This is a genomic window from Burkholderia stabilis (assembly GCF_001742165.1).
In the GTDB taxonomy this organism is placed as follows: Bacteria; Pseudomonadota; Gammaproteobacteria; order Burkholderiales; family Burkholderiaceae; genus Burkholderia; species Burkholderia stabilis.
The window spans coordinates 1,041,918-1,067,935 of record NZ_CP016444.1; the positions used below are offsets into that span (position 1 = coordinate 1,041,918).

Consider the following 26,018-nt stretch of genomic DNA (forward strand, 5'->3'; position numbering starts at 1 on the left):
CGAATGAATCGGGCGCGGGTGCTTCAGGTACGCTCGCCGGCGGCCGGATTCAGCTGCGCGACGAATGCGACGACGCCCGAAATCAGCGCGACGATCGCGTACGGGAAGACGCGCGCTTCGACCAGCATGGCGTGCACGACGCCCAGCAGGGACGCGAGTGCGATGAACACGCCCAGCGTGGCAAGAACGGTCCGGTATTGCTCGCGAATCATGACGTTCTCCCGTGAAGCGGCGGCGTCCGTTCGCGCTGCCACGTTGCCGCGCGCTCGGCTTCCAGAGTTTTCTCAAGATGTGGCTTCATCATCGCGTGCGGGCCTCCGGTGCGGTTGATCTGTATCAACGGACGAATCCGGCGCCATCAGGGTGCCCGGCCTTCTGCCCGCCCGTCGTCGTTCTAACGCGTCGTTCGGTCGGCCCGTCTCAATCGACGTCGGACGCGATCGTCAGGCATGACACGGCCCACATCCCGCGACGTGCATCGCCGGTGTCGATGACCGTCGTGTCCCGGAACGGCTGCAGTTCCGGCCAGGGCGCGCATTGTCGCGACGTGCTCCGGTTTGCCGGGGCGGCCGGGTGCGACGCGTCATGCAACCTGCCGGCGATCACGCAGACGGCCAGCATCGTGACGACCGCTATCCCGTGTACGGGATTGCGCAGGCAGGCTTCGACCTGCTCGCTCCGGCTCGCGCCGAACAGGCACCAGCGGCAGAAGTGTTCGCAGTTGTTCGTGAGCAGCCGGTAATGGCGTTCGCCGAGGCGCGAGGCCGCGCGGCGAGCGACCTCCGATCCGCTGTACCGGGCGGCGGCGTGCCGGATGATCGCCAGTTCGAAACCGGCCGCAAAATGGTCAATGGAGATGATCTCGACCGGGCCGCCGCTCAGCCGCCGCGAGAGCCCCGCATAGTGAATCACCTGGCCCTCGCCGATGTAGATCCCGTGGTGCACGTAGCCCCTGCGCCGGGTCACGAGATGCGCGCCGACCGGCCATTCGCTGCCGGGCTCGGTGATGCCGGATTGCGCTGAAGTCGGGTGGTTCACTGCCAGCTCCTGAATCCCGCGGCATGGGCCGCCCCGTTGCCGGAGCCGGCCTGGCGGACGGTCCGCCGCGTGACCGCCGAACACGAGATGCCCTGTCACGCTTGCAGTATTGGCGGCGGCGCGAGGGGCATCAATCAGCGTGGTCCGAACTTGCTGTCCGATGTGCGCCCGCCGTGTCGGAATATTCCGACGCGGCAGGCGGTGACGGCTGACGGGCGGTGCGGCCGGACGCTGACCGGACTGTCCGTTTCCCCTGGCGTGCGGGCGATTCCGGCGGTACCTCCGGCACGCGCTTGATGTGGGTCAATCGCGGGTTGCGGCGGACCCATACAGTCGACACCAGGGCCCGCGCATGTCGTGCGTGAAGCGGCCGCGCCGGTGTTGCAGCCCGGGCTGCCCACCGGAACATGGAACTCCAGCCCCTGCGAGGCGTTGGCGATGAAACGAGGATGGTTGGCGACGGGCGTGCTGCTCGCGTTGAGTGCCTGTGCCGGAGACGCGCAGACCGGGGCGTTCCGCGAACGGGAAACGCAACTGCTGACAACGCGCGAGGCAGCATCGCTGCGGTGTGCGACGCAATCGGAATGCGATCGCGCGTGGGCTCGTGCGCGGCGCTTCATCGAAATGCATTCGTCGACCAGGATCACGCGATTCACCGCGGACGCGATCGAGACTGCGCAGCCGCTTCTGGCCGGAAACGTCTATCTCTGGGCGTCCCGCGCGGCGTCGGAGGACGGGAGATCGGTGATCCGGCTCAAGGTGATGTGCAAGGGCATGTACGACAGCGACGGCGGTCCGGGCTGGCAATACGACGCCTGCGCGACGAAAACCCTCGAACTGGAGGGAAGCTTCCGGTCGTTCGCGGGTGCGTCGTCCGCGCCCGAAACGCGTGGCCGGACGGTGGCGTCGCCACGATAGTGCGAAAGGACGACAGGGGGCGCGGTGCACCGCCGCGCGCCGGGCCGATTACGACATCTGGCCGATCGTCTTGCGAAAGCGCATCAGCGACAGCAGGAACAGCACGCATCCGATCGCGAACAACACCGCAAACTGCACCCAGACCGCATCGAGGCCGGCACCGCGATACAGGATGCGTTGCGCCAGCTCGACGAAATGGGTGGTCGGCGCGGCCAGCATGATGTCCTGCACGGCCAGCGGCATGCTCTCGCGCGGCGTCAGTCCGCCCGACAGCAACTGCAGCGGCAGCAGCACGAGCACGAGCAGCATCCCGAACTGCGGCATGCTGCGCACGAGCGTCGCGAGAAAAATCCCCATCGACGTCGCCGCGAACAGGTGCAACGCCATCCCGGCAACGAACAGCGGTATGGAGCCCGGAATCGGGACGTGCAGCGCACCGCCGACGACGAACGTCAGCGACGCGACGGCGGCCACCGTGACGACGAGCCCCATCGACCAGACCTTCGCGAGCATGATTTCCGCCGCGGTCACCGGCATGACAAGCAGATGCTCGATCGTGCCGTGCTCGCGCTCGCGAATCAGCGCGGCCCCGGTGAGTATCATCGACAGCATCGTCACGTTGTTGATCAGTTCCATCAGCGCGCCGAACCATACCTCGTCGAGATTCGGGTTGAAGCGCATCCGCAGCGCGAGGTCGACAGGCGGCAACGGCGTGCCGCGATAGCGCCGCACGAATGCGTCGATCTCGCCCGACACGATCTGCTGGACGTAACCGCCACCGGTAAACGCCTGCGTCATGCGTGTCGCGTCGACGTTGAGCTGGATCGTCGCATGGCGGCCGGCGAGCACGTCGCGCTGCAGGTCCGGCGGAATGTCGAGCGAGAACGTGTAGTCGCCGTTGTCGAGACCGCGATCGGCCGCGGCGGCGTCGACGATCGGGGGTGGCGCGAACTGCGGCGGGAAGAACGCCGCCGCGATGCGTGCCGACAGCGGCGATGCGTCCTCGTCGACGATCGCGATCGGCACCTTGTGCAGCGTTTCCGGGCTAGCGGTGGCGGCGACGTAGATCGACGCGCTGAACGTATAGACGATGAGTGCGAGCAGGATCGGGTCGCGAGCGAGGCTCCAGAGTTCCTTGACCCCGAGCCGGAAAATGGCGAGCAGGCGCGACATGGTCAGCGTTCCTGCTTGCGGAGCAGGACCCCGGTCATGACCAGGATGACCGGCGCCGCCGCGAGCAGCGGCCAGAACTGCGACGACAGGTCGGCGAACCCGAGCGCCTTGTTGTAGACACCGCGGCTGATCGCGAGCATGTAGGTGGCCGGGTAAACCGTACCGATCCATTTGCCGCTGCCTTCGAGCGACGACAGGGGCGTGAGCAGGCCCGAGAACTGCACGACGGGAATCAGCGTGCCGACGATCGTCATGAAGATCGCGGCGATCTGGCTGCGGGTGAACGTCGACGCGAACAGCCCGATGCCGGTGGCCACGACGTTGAAGATCAGCATCGCGGCCGCCAGCGTCGCAAGACTTCCCTTGATCCGCACGCCGAACACGACGTCGGCCAGCACGACCATCAGCACGAAGTTCAGCATCGCCAGCATGACGTACGGCGCCTGCTTGCCGAGCAGGAATTCGGCGCGTGTGACGGGCGTCACGTACAGGTTGACGATCGACCCGAGCTCGCGTTCCCGCACGACGGCGAGCGCCGTGAGCATCGCGGGCAGCATCAGCAGCAGCATCGGCATGATCGCCGGAATCATCGCGGGCAGGCTCCTGACGTCCGGGTTGTAGCGATAACGAACAGCGATGTCGACCGCCGGAACGAGCGACGCGCCGAGCCGGCGCCTGGCCTGATCGCGCAGCCAGTTCTCGTGCATGCCGGCGACATAGCCGCGGATCGTCTCCGCGCGCATCGGCATCGCGCCGTCGACCCACGCGCCGATCTCGACGCGCCGACCGCGCGCGACGTCGCGTGCGAACCCGGGCGGGATCTCGATCGCGAGCGACAACTGGCCGTTGCGCATGCGGCGATCGATGTCGCGATCATCCGCGAGCGCGGCGCGCGGCACGAAGTAGCGGGAACCGGCGAGGTTCTGCGCATAGTCCTGGCTCAGGATCGACTGATCGCGGTCGAGCACCGCGAACGTCAGGTTGTCGACGTCGAGACTGATGCCGATGCTGATCACGCACATCAGCACGAGCGAACCGAACAGCGCCAGCGTCGCGCGCAGCGGATCGCGTCGCAGTTCCAGCACTTCGCGCCACAGGTAGCTGCCGGCGCGCGCCGGGCTGAACCACGCGGCCCCGCGGCGGGCGCCGGCCGCCTCCGGCGGCGCGGCAAGCCAGCCGGCGTCGGACGGTGCCTCGGCCAACGCGCCGTCCGTGCGCTGCGCATCGGTCAGGTAGCCGATAAACGCATCCTCGAGCGTGCTGGCGCCGCGCGCGCGAACCAGCTCGTCGGGCGCGGCGCTCGCGAGCACGCGGCCAGCGTGCATCAGCGAGATGCGATCGCAGCGCGCGGCCTCGTTCATGAAGTGCGTCGAAATGAAGATCGTGACGCGATCCTGCCGGGCGAGCTCGATCATCAATCGCCAGAAATCGTCCCGTGCGACGGGGTCCACGCCCGAGGTCGGCTCGTCGAGGATCAGCAGTTCGGGCTTGTGCACCATCGCCACCGCGAGCGACAACCGCTGCCGCATGCCGAGCGGCAGGCGCTCGGGCAGCGCGTCGAGCGCATCGGCGAGCGCGAAGCGCTCGACCATTTCGGTCACCCGTCCCGGTACGTCAGGTTCCGGCACGCCGAACAGGCGTGCATGCAGCACCAGGTTCTGCCGGACGGTCAGTTCGCCGTACAGCGAAAATCCCTGCGACATGTAGCCGACCCGCCTGCGCGTGTCGATGTCGTCGGCGGCGACCGGCCGGCCGAACAGCGTCGCGGTGCCTTCGGATGCGGGGAGCAGCCCCGTGAGCATCTTCATGGTCGTCGATTTGCCGCAACCGTTGGAGCCGAGAAATCCGAAGATTTCGCCGCGGCGAATCTTCAGGCTCACGTGGTCGACCGCGACGAAATCGCCGAAGCGCATCGTCAGCGCATCGGCCTCGATGGCGTAGGCGGCGGAGTCGTCCGGCTGAAAAGGCGCAATCCGGATCGGCTGGTGTCCGTGCCGCCGGGCTTCCGGGAGCAACGCGATGAACGCGGCTTCCAGCGTGTCGCACCCGGTGCGGGCGAGCAGGTCGCCGGTGCCGCCCGTTGCCAGCACCCGGCCGGCGTCCATCGCGATCAGCCAGTCGAAACGCCGGGCCTCGTCCATGTATGCGGTAGCGACCAGTACGCTCATTGCCGGGCGTGCGGCGCGAATCCGGCCGATCAACTCCCAGAACTGCGCGCGCGAGAGCGGATCCACGCCGGTCGTCGGTTCGTCCAGGATCAGCAGGTCGGGATCGTGGATCAACGCGCAACACAGGCCGAGCTTCTGCTTCATGCCGCCGGACAGTTTGCCGGCAGGCCGATCCAGGAACGGATGAAGGCCGGTGCTGTGCGTGAGTGCGTCGATCCGGCGGCGTCGCTCCGCCGCGTCGTGGCCGAACAGTCTCGCGAAGAACTGCAGGTTTTCCTCGACCGACAGCGTCGCATACAGGTTTCGGCCGAGGCCCTGCGGCATGTAGGCGATGCGCCGGCAGACGCGTGCGCGATGGCGGCGCGACGACAGATCGCCGTCGAGTGCCAGGACACGCCCCTGCTGGATCGCACGCGCGCCGGAAACGAGCGCGAGCAGGCTCGACTTGCCGACGCCGTCCGGGCCGATCAGCCCGATCATGCGGCCGCCGGGGATATCGAGCGTCACGTTGTCGAGCGCGTACTTGTCGCCGTAGCGCAGCGACACGCCCGACAGCCGCGCGACCATGCCGGATTCCGCGCAGACCGGCGGACCTTCGGTCGCACCGGCGTCGGTATCGGCTGGCAACGTCGTCTTCATTGCGGCACCTTGACGGCGAGGCGCGCCGGCCAGTCTGCCTTCGGGTCGGCCTTCAGCCATGCGACACCCGGCAGCCCGGTCTTGACGAGTTTCAGGTGGCGCTGCAGCAGATCCCGGTCGATGCGCGCCTTCACCCGGAACATCAGCTTCTGCCGTTCGGTGGCCGTCTCGACCGTCTTCGGCGTGAACTGCGCGGTGCTCGACACGTACGACACGCTGGCCGGAATCACGTATTCCGGCGCCGCGTCGAGCACGATCCGCACGTCGGCGCCGAGCGGTACCCTGCCGACGACCGTTTCGGGCAGGAAGAACGTCATGTAGACGTCGGACAGGTCGACGACATTGAGCACTTTGCCGCCTGCCGGCAGGACCTCGCCCGATTCGGCGATGCGGTACTGGACCCGGCCGTCGCGCGGCGACGTCAGCTCGCTGTCCGCGATGTCGGCCTTCACGCGTGCCACGGTGGCCTGCGCGGCCGTGACCGCCGAACGCGCCGCGACGAGCTGGGCCTTCGTTGCATCGATGCCGGCCTGGGCGGCGTCCACCTGCGCTCGCGCGGCATTCACGGTTGCCCGCAGGCTGCCGGTGCGCGCGCGATCATCGTCGAGTTCCTGCATCGACGATGCGCCGTCGCGCGACAGCGTTTCGGAACGCGCGAGCCGTCGCGCTGCCGCGTCCAGTTCGCTTTCCCGCTGCACGACGACCGCCGCGGCCGCGGCCTTGTCGCTGCGGCGCTGGGCGACCTGCGCGTCGATGCTCGCCGCGGTGTTGGCCGCCTGTTGTTCCCTTGCCTGCGCCTCGTCGAGTTGCGCCTGCAGGACGACGACGTCCATGCGCGCGAGCGGCTGACCGGCCTTCACGAAATCGCCTTCGTCGACGAGCATGGTGGTGACGCGCCCCGGCAGCTTGGTCGCGACGTCGATCTCGGTCGCCTCGATGCGGCCGTTGCCGCTGACGAGCCCCGCATCCGTCTGTCCGTCGCGCCAGCGCGTCCACCCGTAGTACGTGAGGCCGATCGCGAGCACGGCCGCGCCGGCGCCGATCAGAAGGGGGCGCTTGATGGCTTTCATTGTCTGGAATCCGGGTCTGTCGAAAGGTTGTTCGGTGCGGCGGCAGTCCTGCCGGCGTCGGTCGTCTCGCCGCCGAGCGCGCCGTACAGCGCGACGCGGCTCGACAGGAGCGCGCGGCGCGTCATGACCAGTTGCTGCTCCGCGTTCATCAGGTCCCGCTGCGCGTCGAGCACCTCGAGAAACCGTGTGGCGCCGCTGTCGTAACGCAGCTTCGCCAGGCGCGCCCGTTCGGCCTGGGAGGCCAGCGTGGCGCGCTCGATGCGTACCTGGTCGGCCAGCCAGTAACGGGACGCGAGCGCGTCGGACACGTCGCGGAAGGCGCTTTGCAGCGTCTTTTCGTATTTCGCGAGCGCCTCGTCGCGCTGCGCATGCGCCAGCGCGAGATTCGAGCGATTGCGGCCGCCGTCGATGAGCGGCACCGTCACGGTGGGGACGATCGACCATACGCCGGCGCCGGACGACAGCAGCTCATGCAGCGCGCTGCTGCCCGAGCCGAACGAGCTCGTCAACGCAATGCGCGGAAAGAACGCGGCCCGCGCCGCGCCGATGTTGGTGCGCGTCGCCTGCAACTCGTGCTCGGCCGCGATCACGTCCGGACGGTTGGCGAGCAGCGACGAGGGCAGGCCGGGGGCGAGCGACGGCAGCACGGCGCCGTCGTCGAGCGCGAGCGGCGCGTCGGCCGGATCCGGCGGCGCACCGACGAGCAACGCCAGTGCATCGGCGGCCGACGCGCGCGCCTGCTGCAACTGGACGCCCAGGGATTCCGCCTGCTGCAGCAAGATCTCGGATTGCGTCAGGTCGAGGCGCGAGATCGCGCCGGCCGCCTGGCGAAGCCGGAAGATCCGCAGCGATTCGCGCCGCGTGTCGATCGTCGCGCGCGTCAGCGCGATGCGCTCGTCGATCTCGCACAGGGTCAGATACGCGTCCGCTACCCCGGTGATCACGCTCAACGCCACTGCCTGGCGGGCTGCGTCGCTTGCGAGGTAGCGCTGGAGCGCCGACGTTTTCAGGTTGCGCACGCGGCCCCAGAAGTCGATCTCCCATTGCGTCTCGGCCAGCTGGACCTCGTAGACCTGGCCGATCACCGGCGCCGGCGTCAGGAACCCGCCCGGCGCACGAAACCGCGCATAGGCCGCGCCGGCGCCGATCGTCGGCCACTGATCCGCGCTGCGGATGCCGTAGACGGCACGCGCCTGCTCGACACGTGCAAGGGCGGCGCGCAGATCGCGGTTGTTGACGAGCGCCTGCGCGATCAACGCGCGCAGGCGCGCGTCGACGAAATACCCTTGCCACGCAGGCACGTGCACCGCGGAAGTGCTGTCGGCGGACGGATCGGGAAACACCGCGGGGATCGGGGATGCGGGACGCGTGTCCGGTGGCGCGAACGACAGGCATCCCGACAGCAGGACCGCACCCGTTGCGAGTGCAACGAGACGCGTGCGTCGCGCGACGGCAGCATGAAAGAGAGCGGGAAGCGCGGCAACGCGCATGGAGTGCCTCGTCGAATACGGGAACGCTGGATGGCGCCGCCGTCATGGCGTCGCCGCTTCGGGTTCACTTATATCCGACGATTGCGGCTCCTCCCCTTGATCTGCATCACCCGGGCGGAAATGCGTTTCGAGCGGGCCTTCGATTGACAGGTGTGCAGGAGGGTGCTCCGCGTGCTTGCGTCGTGCCGAACCGAACCGGTGTCGACCACGACGGCGCAGCGCGGCACGCACGTTGCTTTCGAATGGCCGATCGGACCGACGGACCTCGTTGCGTACGGTGCTCGATCCGTGGCCGGCACATATATAGTGTCAGATGTCGCAGGCAGTCGAAAATATGTACCCAGGCTGGCAGAATGTCTCCATCATTCTTCTGAAGACTGCAGCCCTGCCGGAAATGAAGGCCAACCCGGGGCCGGCACCGGCCAGTCCAACCAGGAAGGAGCATTGCGCGTGGACACGATTGCTCGATTCTTTGTGGCGTCAGGTTTTGCTCCCCACGGTTATTGTCTCCAGTGGTCGCCCGGACTGATCTGGTCATACGTGGTTGCGGACGCAATCATCGCGCTGTCCTACTATTCGATCCCTGTCGCGTTGTGGATATTCGCGCGACGTCGCACGGACCTGCCTTTCAGCTGGCTGTTCCTGATGTTCGCCGTCTTCATCCTGGCCTGCGGCACCACGCATCTGATCTCGATCCTCGATATCTGGCAGCCGGTGTACTGGCTGGATGCGAGCGTCAAGACCCTCACCGCGGCGGCGTCGCTCGCCACGGCCGTCGTGATATGGCCCCTGATGCCCAAAGCGCTTGCGCTGCCGAGCCCGATGCAACTGGATCAGGCGAACCGGAACCTCGTGCGCGAGATTGCGGCACGCCAGGAGGCCGAGCGCCAGCTGCGCGCGCTCACCCATGAGCTTGAACAACGGGTTGCGACGCGTACTGCGGAGTTCGAAAGCGTCAACGATGCGCTGCGCCGCAAGGTCGCCGAACACGAACGGGCCGAGCTGGCGATACGCGACAGCCAGCAGCAGCTTCAGTCCATCGTCGACAATGCGGCGACGGTGATCAGCGTGAAGCAGGCGGATCGTCGTTACGTACTCGTCAACCGGCGCTTCGAGGATGTGTTTCATGTCCGTCGGCAGGATGCGTTCGGCAAGACGGATGCCCAGCTGTTTTCGGCGGAGCGGGCCGCCGCGTCTCGGCAAGCCGATGACCGGGTACTGGCCGGCGACGTGGTCGAGACCGAGGAAACCGTGATCCTGGGCGGGCAGCTCCATACCTTTCTATCGGTCAATTTTCCGATCAGGGACTCCGGCGGCCGGATCGTGTCGATCGGCGGTATTTCCACGGATATCAGCGAACGAAAGCGGGCGGAAGAGCGCCTGCGGCTGGTCGTCGAGGCGTCGCCGAACGCGATGGTCATGGTGAGCCACGGCGGCCGGATCGTGCTGGTGAATTCGCAGACCGAGCGTGTGTTCGGCTACTCGCGCGACGAACTGATCGGTCGCAGCATCGAGACGCTGGTGCCGGCGCGGTTTCGCGACCAGCATCCCGACCATCGCGCTGCGTTCCTCGCCGCCCCGAAGAGTCGCCCCATGGGAGCGGGCAGGCATCTTTACGGGTTGCGCAGCGACGGGTCCGAACTGCCGGTGGAAATCGGACTGAATCCGATTGAAACGGACGAGGGCATGTTCGTCCTGGCAGCGATCGTCGACATTACCGAGCGCACGCGTGCCGAAACAGCGTTGCGCGAACGCACCGACGAACTGGCGCGCTCCAATCGCGATCTGGAGCAATTCGCGTATGTGGCGTCGCACGACCTGCAGGAACCCCTTCGCGCGGTGGCCGGCCCGCTGCAGCTGTTGCAGCGTCGTTATCAGGGGCAGCTGGACGCGCGTGCGGACGAATACATCGGCCATGCCGTCGAAGGCGCCACCCGGATGCAGGCGCTGATCGAGGATCTTCTGACGTATTCGCGCGTCGGCCGGTCGGACAATCCGTTCCAGCCGGTGCAGTGTGCCGTCGTGCTCGACAGTGCGCTGAACAATCTTGCGGTGGCACTGGAGGAGGCCGGCGCCGACGTTCACCGCGGCCTCCTCCCGACGGTGCAGGCCATTCCGTCGCAACTCGCGCTGCTGTTTCAGAATCTGCTGGGCAATGCCGTCAAGTTTCGCCGCAAGGACGGGCCGCTGCGGATTCGGGTGGGCGCGGAACCGTGTGCCGACGGGTGGCTGTTTCGCGTCGAAGACAACGGCATCGGGATCGATGCCCAGTATTTCGAGCGGATCTTTTTGATATTCCAGCGTCTGCATACGCGTCGCGATTATCCCGGCACGGGGATCGGGCTCGCGCTGTGCAAGCGCATCGTGGAGCGTCATGGCGGCAGGATCTGGGTCGAATCCGAACCCGGAAACGGAACGACGTTTCTTTTCACGCTACCGGGCGGGGCGGGAACCGGCCCGAATGCCGAAGTCATTTGAGGAGAGAGCCAATGCCGATCGAATCGCTTGAAGGTCTCGTCGATATCCTGCTTGTGGAAGACAGCCCCACCGACGTGATGATGACCCGCGAGGGGCTCGAGTATTACAAGGTCCTCAATCCGCTGAAGGTCGTCGAAGACGGCGTGGCCGCGATGGCGTACCTCCGGCGGGAAGGGCAATACCAGGGCGCGCGCCGGCCGGGCCTCATCATCCTCGACCTGAATCTCCCGAGGAAGAGCGGGCGTGAAGTCCTTCAGGAGCTGAAGGACGATCCCGAGCTGCGCAACATTCCCGTCGTCATTCTGACGACGTCCAAATCGGAAGAGGACGTGGCGAAGTCGTACGGCCTTCACGCCAATTGCTACATCACCAAGCCGGTCGACTTCGCGAAGTTTGCCGATGTGGTGCGCCGGATCAGCGACTTCTGGTTCGGCGTCGTGACGCTGCCCCCCGCCGGCCGATGAATACCCCGCTCAACGAGGTCCGGATCCTGCTCGTCGAGGACAGCCCGACCGACACATTCCTGATTCGTGAAGCCCTCTTCGAGGTGCGGGACTTCGTCTCGGTGTTGCACCATGCCGAACGCCTGTCGGAGGGCATCGATCATTTTCGGGCGGAGCCTGTCGACGTGGCGCTGCTCGATCTCGGTCTTCCGGATTCACAGGGCCTCGACACGTTCAGCCGGCTTCATGCCGAGAAGCCGGGGGTGCCGATCATCGTGCTGACCGGGCTCGACGATCTCTCGGCGGGGTTGCAGGCGATCCAGGAAGGCGCACAGGATTACCTGCTCAAGAAGGACATTCAGCCCGCGCTGCTGGGCCGGGCGATCCGATACGCGATCGAGCGGCACCACGTGTCGGTTGCGCTGGCGGAAAGCGAGGAACGGTTCCAACTGGCGGTGAGCGGTGCGGCCGCCGGGCTGTGGGACTGGAACCTGCTCACCGGCACCATGTATCTCTCCGCCCACTTCCACGAGATCATGGGATACGACGATCGCGAATTGCCGAATGATGCGCGTACGCATCTCGACGCGATTCATCCCGACGACATCGACCGTGTGAAGTCGATCCTCGATCGGCATTTGCTGCGTGAACGGACCTACGACGTGGAATACCGGGTCCGGACCAAGTCCGGGGCGTTCCGGTGGATCCAGTCGAGGGGGCAGGCGTTGTGGGACAGCGCGGGCGAGCCGTACCGGATGGTGGGCTGGATCATGGACATTTCGGATCGCAGGCGTGCCGAGGAACAGCTGCGCGAATCGCGCGAGGAGCTGAAGCGCCTGTCGGCCGGTATCCTGCGCGCGCGGGAAGAGGAAAAGGCCCGCATCGCGCGCGAACTGCACGATGACCTGGGGCAGCAACTGACCGCGCTGAAGATGGTGACCGCGGTTCTCGAGAACAAGCTCAAGGGCGCGGAAGCGGGATCTCCCGAGGCGATGGTCGGCAACCTCTATTCGATGATCGATCAGATCGTCGTTTCGGTGCGACGCATCGCGGCGGACTTGCGACCGAGAATGCTGGACGATCTCGGACTGGTGCCCGCGGTCGACTGGCTGATCGCGGACTTCTCGTCACGATATGGCATTCATGTCGTCAGGAGCATCGATGCGAACCAGATCGCGTTCAATCGCGAGAGCGCAACGGCTGTGTTCCGGATGGTGCAGGAGGCGCTGACGAACAGTGCGCGCCATTCGGGCGCGACCGAGGTCACGATCGGCATCTCGCGGGACGAGCCGAACTGCATCGTGACGATCGCGGACAACGGCCAAGGCGCCGAGAGCGACGTGCGCCCCGGATTGAAATCGTTCGGCTTGCTCGGCATGAGGGAGCGCGCCGAGCGCGTGGGCGGCGAACTGCGAATCGAGACCGCGCCCGGCCATGGCTTTACCGTGAAAATCGTGATGCCGCTCGCGGCGGTCGAGGCTGACGATCACGATTGAGCGCGCGCATCCGTCCTGTTTCCGCGATCGGATTTGCCGGTCATCCACCGCATGGGATCTCGTTGAATCGGGATGCCGCATGACGCGCTCGGGGCGTGGATAAATATTCCAATAGCACGAACCGAAAGCGCCGATCCCTTTTTCATCCCTCCCGTCAGCCCGAACTCGCACGCTTGACCTGAATCAACCGGGTTCCGGCGATTCGGTATTTACTATCGTCACGGTTGTTTCGGTACCTGCACAGGCCGTCTTCCTGATGCGTCAAACGGTTGATTCCGATATTCATCGAGATTCGACGATAAGCAGATAAACAGGAATCCAGATTGTTTTGGTGAATCCATGAAAGGCTTCATGCCGGTTGCCGTCGGTTATCGCCGGCTGCCGGATGACCCGGAAAAGTCAACGTCTTCGGAGAGCTGAAATGAGTCAACCCGTAGTGGAGAAGCCGCCCGTCAAGGGCGATCAGACATCGTCCGGGCCGAAGGCGGCCGGCGGCGGGCCGGAGACACGCAAGCTCGGGCTGCTGCTGCTCAGCGGCATCGTCGTCGGGTCGATGATCGGTGGCGGTGCGTTCAACCTCCCGCAGAACATGGCTTCGGGTGCCGGGCTCGGCGCCATCGCAATCGCGTGGCTGATCACGCTCGTCGGCATGTTCTTTCTCGCCAACGCGTTTCGTACGCTGGCGGACCAGCGCCCGGAACTCACCGCAGGCATCTATTCGTACGCTCGCGAAGGTTTCGGCAAGTTCGCGGGCTTCGAGATGGCGTGGGGATACTGGCTCAGTTCCGCGTTCGGCAACGTGGCATTCGCCGTGTTGATCATGCAGACGCTCGGCTATTTTTTCCCGGCATTCGACGGCAAGAACTGGCAGTCGATCGCGGGCGGATCGCTGCTGATCTGGGCATTGCACTTCATGGTGCTGTCCGGCGTGAAGCGCACGGCGATCCTCAACACGATGGCGAGTGTGGTCAACGTCGTGACGCTGTCCGTCGCCATCGTCGTCATTGCATTGTTCTTCCAGAAAGGACATTTTTCGTTCGACGTATGGGGACAGCAGCAGCATCTCGGCGGCACGCTCGCCCAGGTCAAGAGCACGATGCTGGTCACGCTTTGGGTGTTCATCGGCATCGAAGGTGCTGTCGTCGTGTCCGACCGCGCGCGCAATCAGCACGAAGTGGGCACCGCGACGTTCGTCGGGCTGGCGGTCTGCACGACGCTCTATTTCCTGCTGTCCGCGCTGCCGTTCGGCGTCATGTCCCAGCATCAGCTGGCGGGCCTGCAGAATCCGTCCACCGCATATGTGATCGAGCAGCTCGTGGGGCACTGGGGCGCGGTCTTCGTCGTCGTTGCGCTGCTGTTCTCGGTGCTGAGTTGCTGGCTGGCGTGGACGGTTCTCGTCGCCGAGCTGCCGTATGCGGCCGCCAAGGACAACATTTTCCCGCGCTTTCTCTCGCACGAGAATCGCCATCATGCGGCTGCGCCGTCGCTCTGGATCTCGAGCGCGGTGATGCAGGTCATGATGTTCGTCGTGCTGTTCGCGCACGACGCGTGGATGTGGCTGATCAGCGTGGCGGGCGTGATGATCCTGCCGCCGTATCTGGCGAGTACCTGCTTTCTGTGGAAATGCGCGACGCAGAAGAACTTCCGCGAGCATGCCGGCGAGGGCAAGCGCGCATCGCTATGGACCGGCTTGCTGGGCACGGTTTACGCAGCGTGGCTGCTTTACGCGGCCGGCCCGACCTACCTGCTGATGTCGACGATCTTCTTCGTGATCGGCATCCCGGTGTTCTGGTACGCGCAACGCGAGAAACATCCCGCGTCACCCGTCTTTACCGGTATCGAGCGCATGGCCGCTGTCGTGCTGGTCGTCGTCGCGGCGAGCGCATTCGTGCTGTTTGCGAAGGGCATCGTGTCGGTCGGCTGACCGGCGCCGGACGCGGTGGATGGCGCGCATGACGGCAGCACGCGGCATCCGTATCGACATCGCAATCGAATAACTGCTTCAGGAATCGGGGAACCCGACCATGACACTTGGCGTTCATTCCGAGGCCGGCAAACTGCGCACCGTGATGGTCTGCGCGCCCGGCCTCGCTCATCGCCGGTTGACGCCGGCCAACTGCGGAACCTTGCTGTTCGACGACGTGATCTGGGTCGACAAGGCAGTCGAAGATCACCAGGCCTTCGTGCGCGTCCTGCGCGAACGGGACGTGGAGGTGCTGGAGTTCCAGCACCTGCTGGCCGAAGTCTGCCTGGACACCGGTGCGCGCGACTGGATACTCGACCGCCGCATCACCGAAGAGGAGGTCGGCACCGGCATGCTGCGCGAGCTGCGGCTTTGGCTCGAATCGATGCCGGCGCAGCGGCTTGCCGACGTGCTGATCGGCGGTGTCGCGAAGTCGGAGCTGCCGTTCGACGCGCGCGGGCTGTTCGGCGGTTATCTGGAGCGTTCGGACTTCGTGATTCCGCCGCTCGTTAACCTGATGTTCCAGCGTGACCCGAGCGCATGGATTTACGGCGGGGTGACGTTGCATCCGATGTTCTTTCCGGCGCGCCGGAAAGAAACGCTGCTGCTCGCGGCCGTCTATGCGTTTCATCCGCGCTTTGCCGGAAACGTGCGCACGTGGTGGGGCAGCCCTGACGTCGATCACGGCGCACAGACGCTCGAAGGCGGCGACGTGATGGCCATCGGCAACGGTGTCGTGCTGATCGGCATGGGCGAGCGCTCGAGCCCGCAAGCCGTCACGCAGGTCGCGCGCGCGCTGTTCGCCGGCCACGGCGCGAAGCGCGTGATCGCCTGCCAGTTTCCGAAGTCGCGTGCGTCGATGCATCTCGACACCGTTTTCTCGTTTCTCGACGTCGACTTCGTCAGCATTTATCCGGACGTGGCCGACGAGATCCGTTGCACGAGCCTGTATCCCGGAGATGCGCTCGGGCAGGTACGTTACGAGCGCCACGACGAAAAGTTCCTGGCGGTCGTGGCGGGCGCGCTCGGGGTCGGTTCGCTGCGGGTGCTGACGACGGGCGGCGACCGCTACGAGAGCGAACGCGAGCAATGGGACGACGGCAACAACGTGCTCGCGCTCGATCGCCGCGTCGTGCTCGCCTATGACCGCAACACCCATACGAACCGCAAAATGCGCCAGGCGGGCGTCGAGGTGATCGAGCTGCCTGGCGGCGAGCTTGGCCGCGGGCGCGGCGGCAGTCATTGCCTGAGCTGCCCGGTCGCGCGCGATCCGATCGCGCTCTGACCTGGGATTCAATACCGATATCGAGAGACCCGACTTCATCATGTTCAACGTACACAACCGCAGCTATCTGACGCTGATGGACTATACGCCGCGCCAGATCCGTTATCTGCTCGACCTGTCCCGCGACCTCAAGCGCGCGAAATATGCGGGCACCGAAGTACCGCGCCTGACCGGCAGGAACATTGCGCTGATCTTCGAAAAAACCTCGACCCGCACACGCTGCGCGTTCGAAGTCGCCGCGCATGACCAGGGCGCGCACGTCACCTACATCGATCCGGCCGGCTCGCAGATCGGCCACAAGGAATCGATGAAGGACACGGCCCGCGTGCTCGGCCGGATGTACGACGCGATCGAGTATCGCGGCTTCGGCCAGGAGATCGTCGAGGAACTCGCGCAATACGCGGGCGTGCCCGTCTACAACGGGCTGACCGACGAATTCCATCCGACCCAGATGCTGGCCGACGTGCTGACCATGCGCGAACACAGCGACAAGCCGATTCACGAGATTGCGTACTGCTACATCGGCGACGCACACAACAATACGGGCAATTCGTTGATGATCGTCGGGGCGAAGCTCGGCATGGACGTCCGCCTGTGCGCGCCGCGGAGCTTGTGGCCGCATGACGAACTGATCGCGCAATGCCGGGAGATCGCGGCGAATACGGGCGCCCGGATCACGTTGACCGAGCAGCCCGGGGAAGCCGTGAAGGGCGTGGACTTCATCTACACGGACGTGTGGGTATCGATGGGTGAACCGGAGGAGCGATGGGGAGAGCGCATCGGCACATTGCTTCCCTATCAGGTGAACGCGGGACTGCTGTCGGCCGCGGGTAACCCGCGCGTGAAGTTCATGCATTGCCTGCCGGCGTTCCACGACGCCCATACGGTGGTGGGCAAGCAGATTGCGGATCGCTACGGTTTGACCGACGGCGTCGAAGTGACCGACGAGGTGTTCGAATCCGACGCGTCGATCGTCTTCGAACAGGCCGAGAATCGCCTGCATACGATCAAGGCCGTGCTGGTCGCAACGCTCGCGGGCTAGGGGAGGGCAACCGATGCGTATCGTCGTCGCACTCGGCGGCAACGCGTTGCTGCGGCGCGGGGAGGTCATGAGTGCCGCCGCGCAACTGCAGAACGTGAGACTGGCCGCAGCCCAACTGGCGGGTATCGCGGATGGCAACGAACTCGTGATCGTGCACGGCAATGGCCCTCAGGTGGGCATGCTCGCCGCGCTGTCCCGGCAGGCTCCGCCGCCCGAACGCTTTCCGCTCGACGTGCTCGATGCCGAAACGGAAGGGATGATCGGCTACCTGATCGAACTGGAACTGCGCAACCGGATGCACGCGTCGCGTCCGTGCGCGACGCTGCTGACGATGGTCGAGGTGAGCGCCGCGGATCCGGCTTTCGATCATCCCGACAAGCCGGTCGGCCCGATTCTCACGCAAGCCGCGGCGACGGAGCTGGCATGTGTCAATGGCTGGCAGGTGGCCGCCGACGGCGATGGCTACCGCCGCGTCGTGCCGAGCCCGCAGCCGCTGCGCTTTCTGGAGATCGAACCGGTACGGGCGCTGCTCGCGAGCGGCACGATCGTGATTTGCGCGGGCGGGGGCGGGATTCCTGTTGTGGAAACGGAGGGCGGCCGGCATCAGGGGGTCGAGGCGGTGATCGACAAGGACCGCAGCGCGGCGCGCCTCGCACGCGAACTCGATGCGGACCTGTTCGTGATCGCGACCGACGTGGCGGGTGTTTACGCCGACTGGGGCACGCCCGACGCGCGGCTGGTGCGCCGTACGTCGCCGGAGGCGCTCGCCGCGCTGCATTTCGCGGCGGGCTCCATGGGGCCGAAGGTCGAGGCTGCCGCTGAGTTCGCACGCGGGTCGGGCCGGCGCGCGACCATCGGCGCGCTCGCGGACATCACGCGTCTCGTCGACGACACCGCAGGCACCTCGGTGAAGACCGGGCAGGCTTGCGCATTCGAGGATGCGCCGATGCCGGCGCGGTGACCGTCGCGCCGTCGCCGGCCAGCCGTTCGAACCCGCATCGGAAGATGCGGCTCATGCCGTCGGCCGCGTCGGGGCCGCGCGTGTTACGGGCGGTCGTCCGGTCCGGGATTCAGCAGTACGACGAACGCGACGATGCTCGAAATCAGCGTGACGATCGAGTACCTGAACACCTGCTCGTCGAACAGCATCCCGTGCACGATGCCGACCAGCGACGCAAGCGCGATGAATACGCTGAGCGTCGCGAGGACGATTCGGTACTGCTTGCGGATCATGACAATCTCCCGGGAAGCGGTGGTTGCCGGCTGTCGTACGGATGCGTAGCGTTCGTGTTGCCGCGGTTTGCGCGATATCCGGCGTCACGAATCATGATCGCGTCGCGTGCCGTCGCACCGTTGATCTGCATCAACGGATAAATTCAGCCGTCGTCCGCAGGCCGGCCGCCGTGTCCGGCCCGCTGTTGATTGATCCTCGTCAAGCCGCCGGCGCCGCCATGCGCGATGCTGAACGCGGTACGGCGCGCAACCGGTCGCAAGACTCGCGATCGACACGGGCCGACGGGAGACCGACATGAAGTCCGATGCAGCACTCAAGCAGGATGTCGAACAGGCGCTGTTCTGGAACCCGGCGATCGATGCGCGGCGGATCGACGTCGACGTACGCGACCGGATCGTGACGTTGCGCGGCACCGTCGATGGTTGGGCCCAGAAGCTGGAGGCGCAGAAAACCGCGCTGCATGTCGCGGACGCGCGCGCGCTGGTGCTCGAGCTGGATGTGGTCGCGCCGGCGAACGCGTGCGCGGATCAGGAACTGGCGATCGCGATCACGTTCGCGCTCGGCTGGCAGGAGGCGCTGCGCGATCACAAGATCCGCGTCGAAGTCGATCACGGATGCGTGACGCTCGACGGCGAAGTGGATCGCGCGTTCCAGAGCCGTGCGGCGGAAGCGATGGTGAGCCGGATGATTGGCGTCGTCGGCGTGGCGAACCGCATCCAGGTGCGTGCCGACCATACGGTGCCGGACGTCGGCGCGCGGATTGCCGAGGCGCTTGCGCGACGCGCACAGCGCGAATCCGCGGGGATTTCGATCGACGCGGCCGACGGGATCGTCACGTTAACGGGCACGGTCGCGTCGCTCGCCGAAAAGCGTGCCGCGTGCGGCGCGGCAGGGTCGGTCCGAGGCGTTCGCGAGGTCGTCGACCGGCTGACGGTTGCCTGACCGGCACGCTTACAAGGAGAAGCCGTGATGAACCGTTCGAATTCCGGCCCCGGCCGAAACTTCCTGCGCCGCGACAAGCGCATGCAGCCGCATACGAAGGACAGTTACCGCGATCCGAAGCGGCCGAAGGGCGACCGGATCTGCGAAAGCTGCGGCGCCGTCTGCGACGCGGGCCGCTGGACCTGGTACGCGACCGCGCTCGACCGGCGCCAGCTCGAATGCCCGGCCTGCAAGCGCATGCGGGAAAACGCGCCGGCCGGCGAACTGGTATTGCACGGCGATTACCTGCGCGCGCACCGGTCGGCGATCCTCGAACTGCTCCAGCATCAGGCCGATCTGGAGACGAGCGAACATGCGCTCGAACGCATCATGGAAATCGAGAAATCCCGCGATACGCTCGTCATCCGGACGACGGGCGTGCACATGGTGCGGCGCCTGGGCGAAGCGTTGCTGCATGCGCATCACGGCGATCTAGCGCTCAACTATCGCGACAGTGAGGACATGCTGCGCGCGCAATGGACACGTGACGATGCGTGACCGGGCATGCGCCCGTCGTGCAGGCTCGATGCCATGAAGAAAACCTTCGACTACTCCGCGCTGCTGATCCCGATCGCCTTCGCCGTACTGGTCGCGTTTCAGTTGCTGTCGGCCCGGCCGGCGACGACATCGATTTCGTACAGCGACTTCCACCGGCTGGTCGACGCGCGGCTCGTCGACGATCTGGAGATCGGTCAAGCGTCGATCTCGGGCGCACTGCGCATGCCCGAAGCCGGTACGGCGCTGCCGGCCTCAGACGCGCTGGCCGTGAAGAAGGCCGGATCGCCGTGGCGCTTCACGACGAACCGGGTGGCCGACGACCATCTGGTCGCGTCGTTGACGGCCGCCGGTATCCGCTATCGCGGAATGCCGGATTCGGGCTGGATCGAGACGCTTGCGACGTGGGTGTTTCCGGTGATCCTCGTCGTGCTGATCTGGAACTTCATGATGCGCAGGCCGAGCGGAATGCGGGACCTGAGCGGCATGGGAAAAAGCCAGGCCCGCGTCTATGTGCAGCAGGAAACCGGCATCACGTTCGACGATATCGCGGGCATCGACGAGGCGAAGGCCGAGCTGCAGCAGATCGTCGCGTTCCTGCGCAGCCCCGAACGCTACCAGCGGCTCGGCGGCAAGATTCCGAAGGGCGTGCTGATCGTCGGGGCGCCGGGGACCGGCAAGACGCTGCTCGCCCGCGCGGTCGCGGGCGAGGCGGCGGTGCCGTTCTTCTCGATCAGCGGGTCGGCCTTCGTCGAGATGTTCGTCGGCGTCGGCGCGGCCCGCGTGCGCGACCTGTTCGAGCAGGCGCAGCAGAAAGCGCCGTGCATCGTGTTCATCGACGAGCTCGATGCGCTCGGCAAGGCGCGCGGTGTCGGCCTGATGACCGGCAACGACGAGCGCGAGCAGACGCTCAACCAGTTGCTCGTCGAAATGGACGGCTTCCAAGCCAATTCGGGCGTCATCATCATGGCCGCGACCAACCGGCCGGAGATCCTGGATCCCGCGCTGCTGCGCCCCGGACGGTTCGACCGGCACATCGCGATCGACCGGCCGGACTTGACCGGCCGCAAGCAGATCCTGGCCGTGCACACGAAGCGCGTGAAGCTTGCCCCGGAAATCGATCTGGCCGAACTGGCGTCGCGCACGCCGGGCTTCGTCGGCGCCGATCTCGCGAACGTCGTCAACGAGGCCGCGCTGCATGCGGCCGAACTCGGCAAGCCCGCGATCGGGATGGCCGACTTCGACGAGGCGATCGATCGTGCAATGACGGGCATGGAGCGCAAGAGCCGCGTGATGAACGAACAGGAGAAGCGGACCATCGCGTACCACGAATCGGGGCATGCGCTCGTCGCGCAAAGCCGCGCGCACTGCGATCCGGTGAAGAAGGTGTCGATCATTCCGCGCGGCATCGCGGCCCTCGGCTACACGCAGCAAGTGCCGACCGAGGACCGCTACGTGCTGCGCAGGAGCGAATTGCTCGACCGGCTCGACGTGTTGCTCGGCGGGCGGGTGGCCGAGGAAATCGCGTTCGGCGATGTGTCGACCGGCGCGCAGAACGATCTCGAACGGGCGACCGCGCTCGCCCGGCACATGGTCATGCAGTACGGGATGAGCGACAAGCTCGGCCTGTCGACGTTCGACGATGCAGCGCCGCAGGGCGGGGCGCCCGGCGTATGGACGCCGGGCGACGGCCGTTGCAGCGAACACACGGCGCAACTGATCGACGAGGAGGTGCGCGTGCTGCTCGAGGACGCGCATGCGCGGGTCGCGGCGACGCTCGGCGAGCACCGCGACGCGCTCGAACGGATTGCACGGTGCTTGCTGCTGCACGAGTCGATCGATCACGACAGGCTGGTGGCGCTCATTGCGGCGCCGGACGATGCCGACGAGCCGAGCCGCCCCGCGGAAGCCGACTCGGAGACGACACCGGGGGCTGCCGCCTGAACGGTTGCCGGCTTCGTGCCGGACCGCCGAACGCTGATGTCCGGCAATCGTGTCGTTCAACAGCCGATGCAGACGGCGCCGTCGCGCTGTTGCGCGGCGTCGTCGGTGACGACCGATGCCAGTTGCGGATCGGGCCGGAAGACCGTGATGCCCTTGAGCCGGTCGCGCCACGCCTGGAAGAACAGCGCGTCGACCTGTGCAAGCGAGCATTGGCGAGGCAACGTCACGGTCTTCGAGATACCGGCGTCGACGCACGGCTGCAGTGCCGCGAGCATCGCGACATGGTCGACCGGCGCGATATCCGCCGCCGTGACGAAGTAGTCGGGCAACGTGACGCTGTCACCATACAGGTCGCGAAACAGCCGGTAAGCGTGATTCTCCACACGAAACGAACGAACCCGTCCATCCGCCGTGCGGACCATGCGACGCTGCGTCCAGCCGACAGCCGGCTCAATCCCGTTCGAGCAGTTGTCGCAAAACGCAAGACTCACACTGCCGGCCGGCGCGAACGACAGCAGATGGCTGTTGCGCAGCCCGTGCCGCGCGATCGCGTGATGCACCTTCAGCGGCAGGCGCATGCGGGATGCAGGGCCGGTCAGATAGGGGGCTGGATCGTAGGCCGGAAACGTGCCGCGCTCGGCGGCAAGCGCGGCCGATGCGGCAAACGCATGTTCGCGCAACTTCACTTGCGGCAGCGGCAGGTAGTCGAACTCGAGAATGATACCCCGCGTATCGGGCAGGCCAGAGTATCGCGTTGAGCTTATGTCAATCCTAAATCTCTGCCAGTTCGCTCCCGTGAGCCTGCTTTACCGACGCTGTACGCGAACATCCCTTCGACGCTCGCTTCCGCAAGAATCGGAGCGGCTACGCAACTTCAAACACGCACCGCTCCAAATCCATTATATGTCATCATGTGACATATAATGGATTGTGCACGCTACACGATCTATGGTCGCTGACTTCACGCATACCGGAGCACGATCACCGATCAGGATTCCAGGATGTGTGTGGGCGCAGCCACATTTCGACGATGAGCACGAAGAGACGCATTGGCCGACGCGTGGTGTGATGAGAACAGGAGAAGCTATGCTTATCAAATTTCACACGTCGGCAGCACCGGATATTGTCATGTTGCGCGATCTCGCGCAGTATCTTCTGGCACTGGTCGGAAAGGAACTACAAGCCCGAGGGGTGATTCAATCCAGCGAGCTTCCGAGCGCAATTGCACGACTCGAACAGGCAATCGCGGAGGACATGATGCGGGAAAACTCATATGAGCATTCGACGTTCGCGTTGCATGCAAATACTTTTCCGCGTTCGAGCGGCCTTGCACAACGGGCATGGCCATTTCTCGATCTACTGCGCGAGGCGCATAAGCAAGACAAAGATGTCATTTGGGGCGTGTGATCACTGCGGGGCGCGTCCGTTAAACTCGCATGCGAGATAATCTGCGTCGCTGAGTCCAAAGTGGGGGGCACCGAGGACGGCTGCGGATGCCGGACAAACCCACCGAATGACGCCGCGACGGAAATACTCGCGTCGGTCGATTTGCAGAATGCGGCACCGACCGATCACCAACGGAATCGATCTCCCACCAACCGGGAGTGTGCACCCCAACCGTCGGGGCGATATGTCACGCTTGGAATGTAGACAGGTACGGAAGTCGAATCGCTTGCCGCCGGGTGCCGGGCGTTCAGCATGACACTCGGCGACGCCAGCGGGTTGCGCACATGCAGTATATTTCGCGCCGGGACAACGACGTGGCTGGTCGTTCCCGCATGTGAGCTTATTGGATGACCGGGCTGTACGACGACCAGGGCGATCAGCAGCGGTATCGATATGCCGTCCACTTCTCCTCACCAATTCACGTTGATAGGGTCGTTCCACGCAGCAACAGGAGCAGCAATTGATGAAAGCACTTTGCACTACCCGGCGCGCGCGTCTATATTTTAGGTCACGTGATGACATGATTCCAGAAAACTCCCGGTATTTCTGGAGTTCGTAATGGCGGCAAGCAATCGCAAGGCCGGCGCAAGCGCCACGAAACACGACCTCGAGCAGCTATCTGAATTTCGCTATCGGCTGCGACGTTTCTTGCGTTTCTCGGAGGAAATTCTGCATGCCGAGGGGCTGACACCGTTGCAGTACATGCTGATGTTGCACACCTGCGCGTTTCCGGACAGATCATGGGCGACCGTGGGCGAGATTGCCGAGCGGCTGCAGGCGTCCTCGCATGGTACGGTGGCACTCATCACGCGCTGCGAGGCAGCCGGGCTCGTCCGGCGCCAGACGAGCGAGCAGGATAGAAGGCAAGTGGAGATCCATCTGACGGAAAAAGGGGCGGAATGCTTGCGTAAGGTAGCAGCTTTGCACAAGTCGGAAATTCAGTCGTTCGGCTGGGCATTCCAAGACGTCACCGATACCAACTGAGCGCGCGGCAGCGACACGCGCGGATTCACCGGGACGGCCGAGACGCATCGGTCGTCGCGACAACGGGCAGGGGAACGAACACACACACGCAGCAGGGGGAGGTCGTTTGCAAGGAGTCGCATATGAGCACGACCTCGAGCCTCAATCTGGAAGGCAAGCTCCGGCGTGACGCCGGAATCATCGGGCTGTTGTTCGCCAGCACGACCAGCATGGTCGGTTCCGGCTGGTTGTTCGGCGCCTATCACGCATCGCGCATCGCCGGCCCGCTGAGCATCGGCAGTTGGGTGCTGGGCGCGATCATCATCATGCTGATTGCACTGTGCTTCGCCGAGCTGGCAGCAATGTTTCCGCGCAGCGGCGCACTGGTGCACATGAGCCATGCGAGCCACGGCGTTGGTTTGGGCCGCATCTGGTGCGGTCTCCTGTTTCTTGCCTACGTGCCGGTCCCTGCGGTCGAGGCGGAGGCGATCGTCACCTACGCGAACAACTATCTCCCCTGGTTCATCCAGCCCGGAAGCGCGGGCTTGCTGACGGCGATCGGTTTCATGGCCTGTGCGGGTCTGCTAGGGATCATGGCCCTGCTGAATCTGATGGTGATCCGGTGGCTGTTGAGCGTCAACTCGACCATCACGTGGTGGAAGATCCTCGTACCGCTTCTGACGATTGCCGGCTTGATGGGTGCCAGCACGCACTGGGGCGTGATGCAGGCGGCGCCCGACAGCTATCATCTCTCCGGGATGTTCACCGCGTTGCCGGCTGCAGGCATCGTCTTCAGCTATCTCGGCTTTCGCACGGCAATCGACTTGGGTGGCGAAAGCGCCAATCCGCATAGAAACATTCCGCTCGCGGTGATCGGCGCGGTGCTTCTCGCAGCCGTCATCTACATCCTGCTTCAGATCGCGTTCATCTACGCGCTCGCGCCGGCCGACCTGGTCGCGGGATGGAACCATCTCAGCTTCAAGGGCGAGATGGGGCCGTTCGCAGGGCTCGCCGCGACGCTCGGCATGGGGTGGATGGCAACGCTGCTTTACATCGACGCATATGTGTCTCCTGGCGGAACCGGCCTGATGTATGTCACGGGCGGCTCGCGCATCCTGTTCGCAGCAGGTGAACTGGACGCGGGCCCGCGCATGCTGACGCGACTCAATGCCAACAAGATCCCGTGGGTCGCCGTGCTGATCATGTGGGCAGTTGGCGTGCTGTTCCTGCTGCCGTTTCCGGCTTGGCAGCAGATGGTGAGCTATATCACGTCGATCACCGTTCTCACGTACGGACTGGGACCCGTCGCGCTGCTGGTCCTGCGACGCAACATGCCGGATCTGCAGCGGCCGTTCCGCATGAGCGGAGCCGGGTTGATTGCGCCGATCGCATTCGTCTGCAGCAACCTCGTCATCTACTGGACCGGCTTCAAGACCAACAACTTCCTGTTCTCGCTGGTCGCAATCGGCTTCGTCCTTTACGCGCTCCACCATCACGTCGTCTTGCGCCGCAGCGCGCGAGATTTCGGCTGGAAACATATCGCGTGGTTACTCCCATGGTTCGGGGGCTTTGGTTGTTGTCCTGGATGGGCGGGATCGGTGGCGGCCTTGGCGTCATCGGATTCGGCTGGGACATTCTGCTGGTCGCCGTGTGGAGCCTGGTGGTACTTGCGCTGGCCATGCGCAGTGCGCTCGATGCCGGCGAAACGTCGGAGATGATGGGGCGGATGAACGAGACCAGTTGAAGGATCCA

Annotated in this window: 20 protein-coding genes and 2 pseudogenes; 14 read left to right on the forward strand and 8 right to left on the reverse strand. The window is 65.3% G+C overall.

Annotated elements, in window-relative coordinates:
* Positions 1–23 precede the first annotated feature (23 nt).
* Together BBJ41_RS37120 and BBJ41_RS37125 are read right to left on the reverse strand one after the other, a co-directional pair.
* Positions 24–212, reverse strand: coding sequence for a DUF2964 family protein (locus BBJ41_RS37120; RefSeq protein ID WP_069751241.1), 189 nt, complete (start codon positions 210–212; stop codon positions 24–26).
* A gap of 373 nt (positions 213–585) precedes the next feature.
* A pseudogene (locus tag BBJ41_RS37125) lies at positions 586–1,038 on the reverse strand (lecithin retinol acyltransferase family protein); the annotation flags it as partial.
* Positions 1,039–1,395: 357 nt separating this feature from the next.
* Between BBJ41_RS37125 and BBJ41_RS37130 the strand changes: the two are divergent.
* Positions 1,396–1,956, forward strand: coding sequence for a hypothetical protein (locus BBJ41_RS37130; RefSeq protein WP_236872176.1), 561 nt, complete (start codon positions 1,396–1,398; stop codon positions 1,954–1,956).
* A 48-nt stretch (positions 1,957–2,004) separates the two neighbouring features.
* On the opposite strand, the gene BBJ41_RS37135 is transcribed toward BBJ41_RS37130, so the two are convergent.
* From BBJ41_RS37135 to BBJ41_RS37150, 4 genes are read right to left on the reverse strand one after another with little or no spacing between them, the layout of a single operon-like run.
* Complete coding sequence (locus BBJ41_RS37135) at positions 2,005–3,129, reverse strand: ABC transporter permease (RefSeq protein WP_069751243.1); 1,125 nt, start codon at positions 3,127–3,129, stop codon at positions 2,005–2,007.
* 2 nt (positions 3,130–3,131) lie between these two features.
* A complete protein-coding gene (gene rbbA / locus BBJ41_RS37140) occupies positions 3,132–5,936 on the reverse strand; it encodes a ribosome-associated ATPase/putative transporter RbbA (RefSeq protein WP_069751244.1) in 2,805 nt (934 codons plus the stop codon).
* Complete coding sequence (locus BBJ41_RS37145) at positions 5,933–7,006, reverse strand: HlyD family secretion protein (protein WP_069751245.1); 1,074 nt, start codon at positions 7,004–7,006, stop codon at positions 5,933–5,935. The genes rbbA and BBJ41_RS37145 overlap by 4 nt, the downstream gene beginning before the upstream one ends.
* The gene (locus BBJ41_RS37150; RefSeq protein ID WP_069751246.1) at positions 7,003–8,496 is read right to left on the reverse strand and encodes an efflux transporter outer membrane subunit; all 1,494 of its coding nucleotides are present in this window, start codon (positions 8,494–8,496) and stop codon (positions 7,003–7,005) included. Before BBJ41_RS37150 ends, BBJ41_RS37145 begins: the two co-directional genes overlap by 4 nt.
* A gap of 450 nt (positions 8,497–8,946) precedes the next feature.
* Here BBJ41_RS37150 and BBJ41_RS37155 point away from each other — a divergent pair, with 450 nt between their 5' ends.
* The 7 genes from BBJ41_RS37155 (at position 8,947) to BBJ41_RS37185 (ending at position 18,164) form a co-directional block, all read left to right on the forward strand.
* A complete protein-coding gene (locus BBJ41_RS37155; RefSeq protein ID WP_236872177.1) occupies positions 8,947–10,974 on the forward strand; it encodes a PAS domain S-box protein in 2,028 nt (675 codons plus the stop codon).
* Between the two features lie 11 nt (positions 10,975–10,985).
* Entirely contained in the window at positions 10,986–11,438 is a 453-nt protein-coding gene (locus tag BBJ41_RS37160) for a response regulator (RefSeq protein ID WP_069751248.1), read from the forward strand.
* Positions 11,435–12,913 carry a PAS domain-containing protein gene (locus BBJ41_RS37165; RefSeq protein ID WP_069751249.1) on the forward strand — a complete coding sequence of 493 codons (1,479 nt, stop codon included), beginning with the start codon at positions 11,435–11,437 and terminating at the stop codon, positions 12,911–12,913. Before BBJ41_RS37160 ends, BBJ41_RS37165 begins: the two co-directional genes overlap by 4 nt.
* A 421-nt stretch (positions 12,914–13,334) precedes the next feature.
* Complete coding sequence (locus BBJ41_RS37170; RefSeq protein WP_083282157.1) at positions 13,335–14,837, forward strand: basic amino acid/polyamine antiporter; 1,503 nt, start codon at positions 13,335–13,337, stop codon at positions 14,835–14,837.
* Positions 14,838–14,937: 100 nt separating this feature from the next.
* Positions 14,938–16,161: an arginine deiminase gene (locus BBJ41_RS37175; protein WP_069751250.1), complete on the forward strand. Its 1,224-nt coding sequence runs from the start codon at positions 14,938–14,940 to the stop codon at positions 16,159–16,161.
* 37 nt (positions 16,162–16,198) lie between these two features.
* The gene (locus BBJ41_RS37180; RefSeq protein ID WP_069751251.1) at positions 16,199–17,203 is read left to right on the forward strand and encodes an ornithine carbamoyltransferase; all 1,005 of its coding nucleotides are present in this window, start codon (positions 16,199–16,201) and stop codon (positions 17,201–17,203) included.
* A 13-nt stretch (positions 17,204–17,216) separates the two neighbouring features.
* The gene (locus tag BBJ41_RS37185) at positions 17,217–18,164 is read left to right on the forward strand and encodes a carbamate kinase (protein WP_069751252.1); all 948 of its coding nucleotides are present in this window, start codon (positions 17,217–17,219) and stop codon (positions 18,162–18,164) included.
* 83 nt (positions 18,165–18,247) lie between these two features.
* Here the strand turns inward: BBJ41_RS37185 and BBJ41_RS37190 are convergent, their stop codons facing one another.
* On the reverse strand, positions 18,248–18,436 hold the full coding sequence (locus tag BBJ41_RS37190; protein WP_069751253.1) for a DUF2964 family protein: 189 nt from the start codon (positions 18,434–18,436) through the stop codon (positions 18,248–18,250).
* Positions 18,437–18,731: 295 nt separating this feature from the next.
* Between BBJ41_RS37190 and BBJ41_RS37195 the strand changes: the two genes are divergently transcribed.
* Genes BBJ41_RS37195 through ftsH form a run of 3 tightly spaced genes read left to right on the forward strand, consistent with a single transcriptional unit; the run spans position 18,732 to position 21,857 of the window.
* On the forward strand, positions 18,732–19,379 hold the full coding sequence (locus BBJ41_RS37195; protein WP_069751254.1) for a BON domain-containing protein: 648 nt from the start codon (positions 18,732–18,734) through the stop codon (positions 19,377–19,379).
* A 27-nt stretch (positions 19,380–19,406) separates the two neighbouring features.
* Positions 19,407–19,916 (forward strand): BCAM0308 family protein, encoded by a 510-nt coding sequence (locus BBJ41_RS37200; protein WP_069751255.1) that lies wholly within the window; start codon positions 19,407–19,409, stop codon positions 19,914–19,916.
* A gap of 33 nt (positions 19,917–19,949) precedes the next feature.
* Positions 19,950–21,857, forward strand: coding sequence for an ATP-dependent zinc metalloprotease FtsH (ftsH, locus tag BBJ41_RS37205; RefSeq protein WP_069751256.1), 1,908 nt, complete (start codon positions 19,950–19,952; stop codon positions 21,855–21,857).
* A gap of 56 nt (positions 21,858–21,913) precedes the next feature.
* On the opposite strand, the pseudogene BBJ41_RS37210 reads toward ftsH, so the two are convergent.
* Positions 21,914–22,537 (reverse strand): annotated as a pseudogene (locus BBJ41_RS37210) (ribonucleotide reductase-like protein); the annotation flags it as partial.
* Positions 22,538–22,943: 406 nt separating this feature from the next.
* On the opposite strand from BBJ41_RS37210, the gene BBJ41_RS37215 reads away from it, so the two are divergent.
* From BBJ41_RS37215 to BBJ41_RS37225, 3 genes are all read left to right on the forward strand, one after another.
* Complete coding sequence (locus BBJ41_RS37215; RefSeq protein WP_069751257.1) at positions 22,944–23,264, forward strand: DUF1840 domain-containing protein; 321 nt, start codon at positions 22,944–22,946, stop codon at positions 23,262–23,264.
* A 597-nt stretch (positions 23,265–23,861) separates the two neighbouring features.
* Positions 23,862–24,287 (forward strand): MarR family winged helix-turn-helix transcriptional regulator, encoded by a 426-nt coding sequence (locus tag BBJ41_RS37220; RefSeq protein ID WP_059666580.1) that lies wholly within the window; start codon positions 23,862–23,864, stop codon positions 24,285–24,287.
* A gap of 122 nt (positions 24,288–24,409) precedes the next feature.
* Positions 24,410–25,984 carry an APC family permease gene (locus tag BBJ41_RS37225; protein WP_236872178.1) on the forward strand — a complete coding sequence of 525 codons (1,575 nt, stop codon included), beginning with the start codon at positions 24,410–24,412 and terminating at the stop codon, positions 25,982–25,984.
* Positions 25,985–26,018 lie beyond the last annotated feature (34 nt).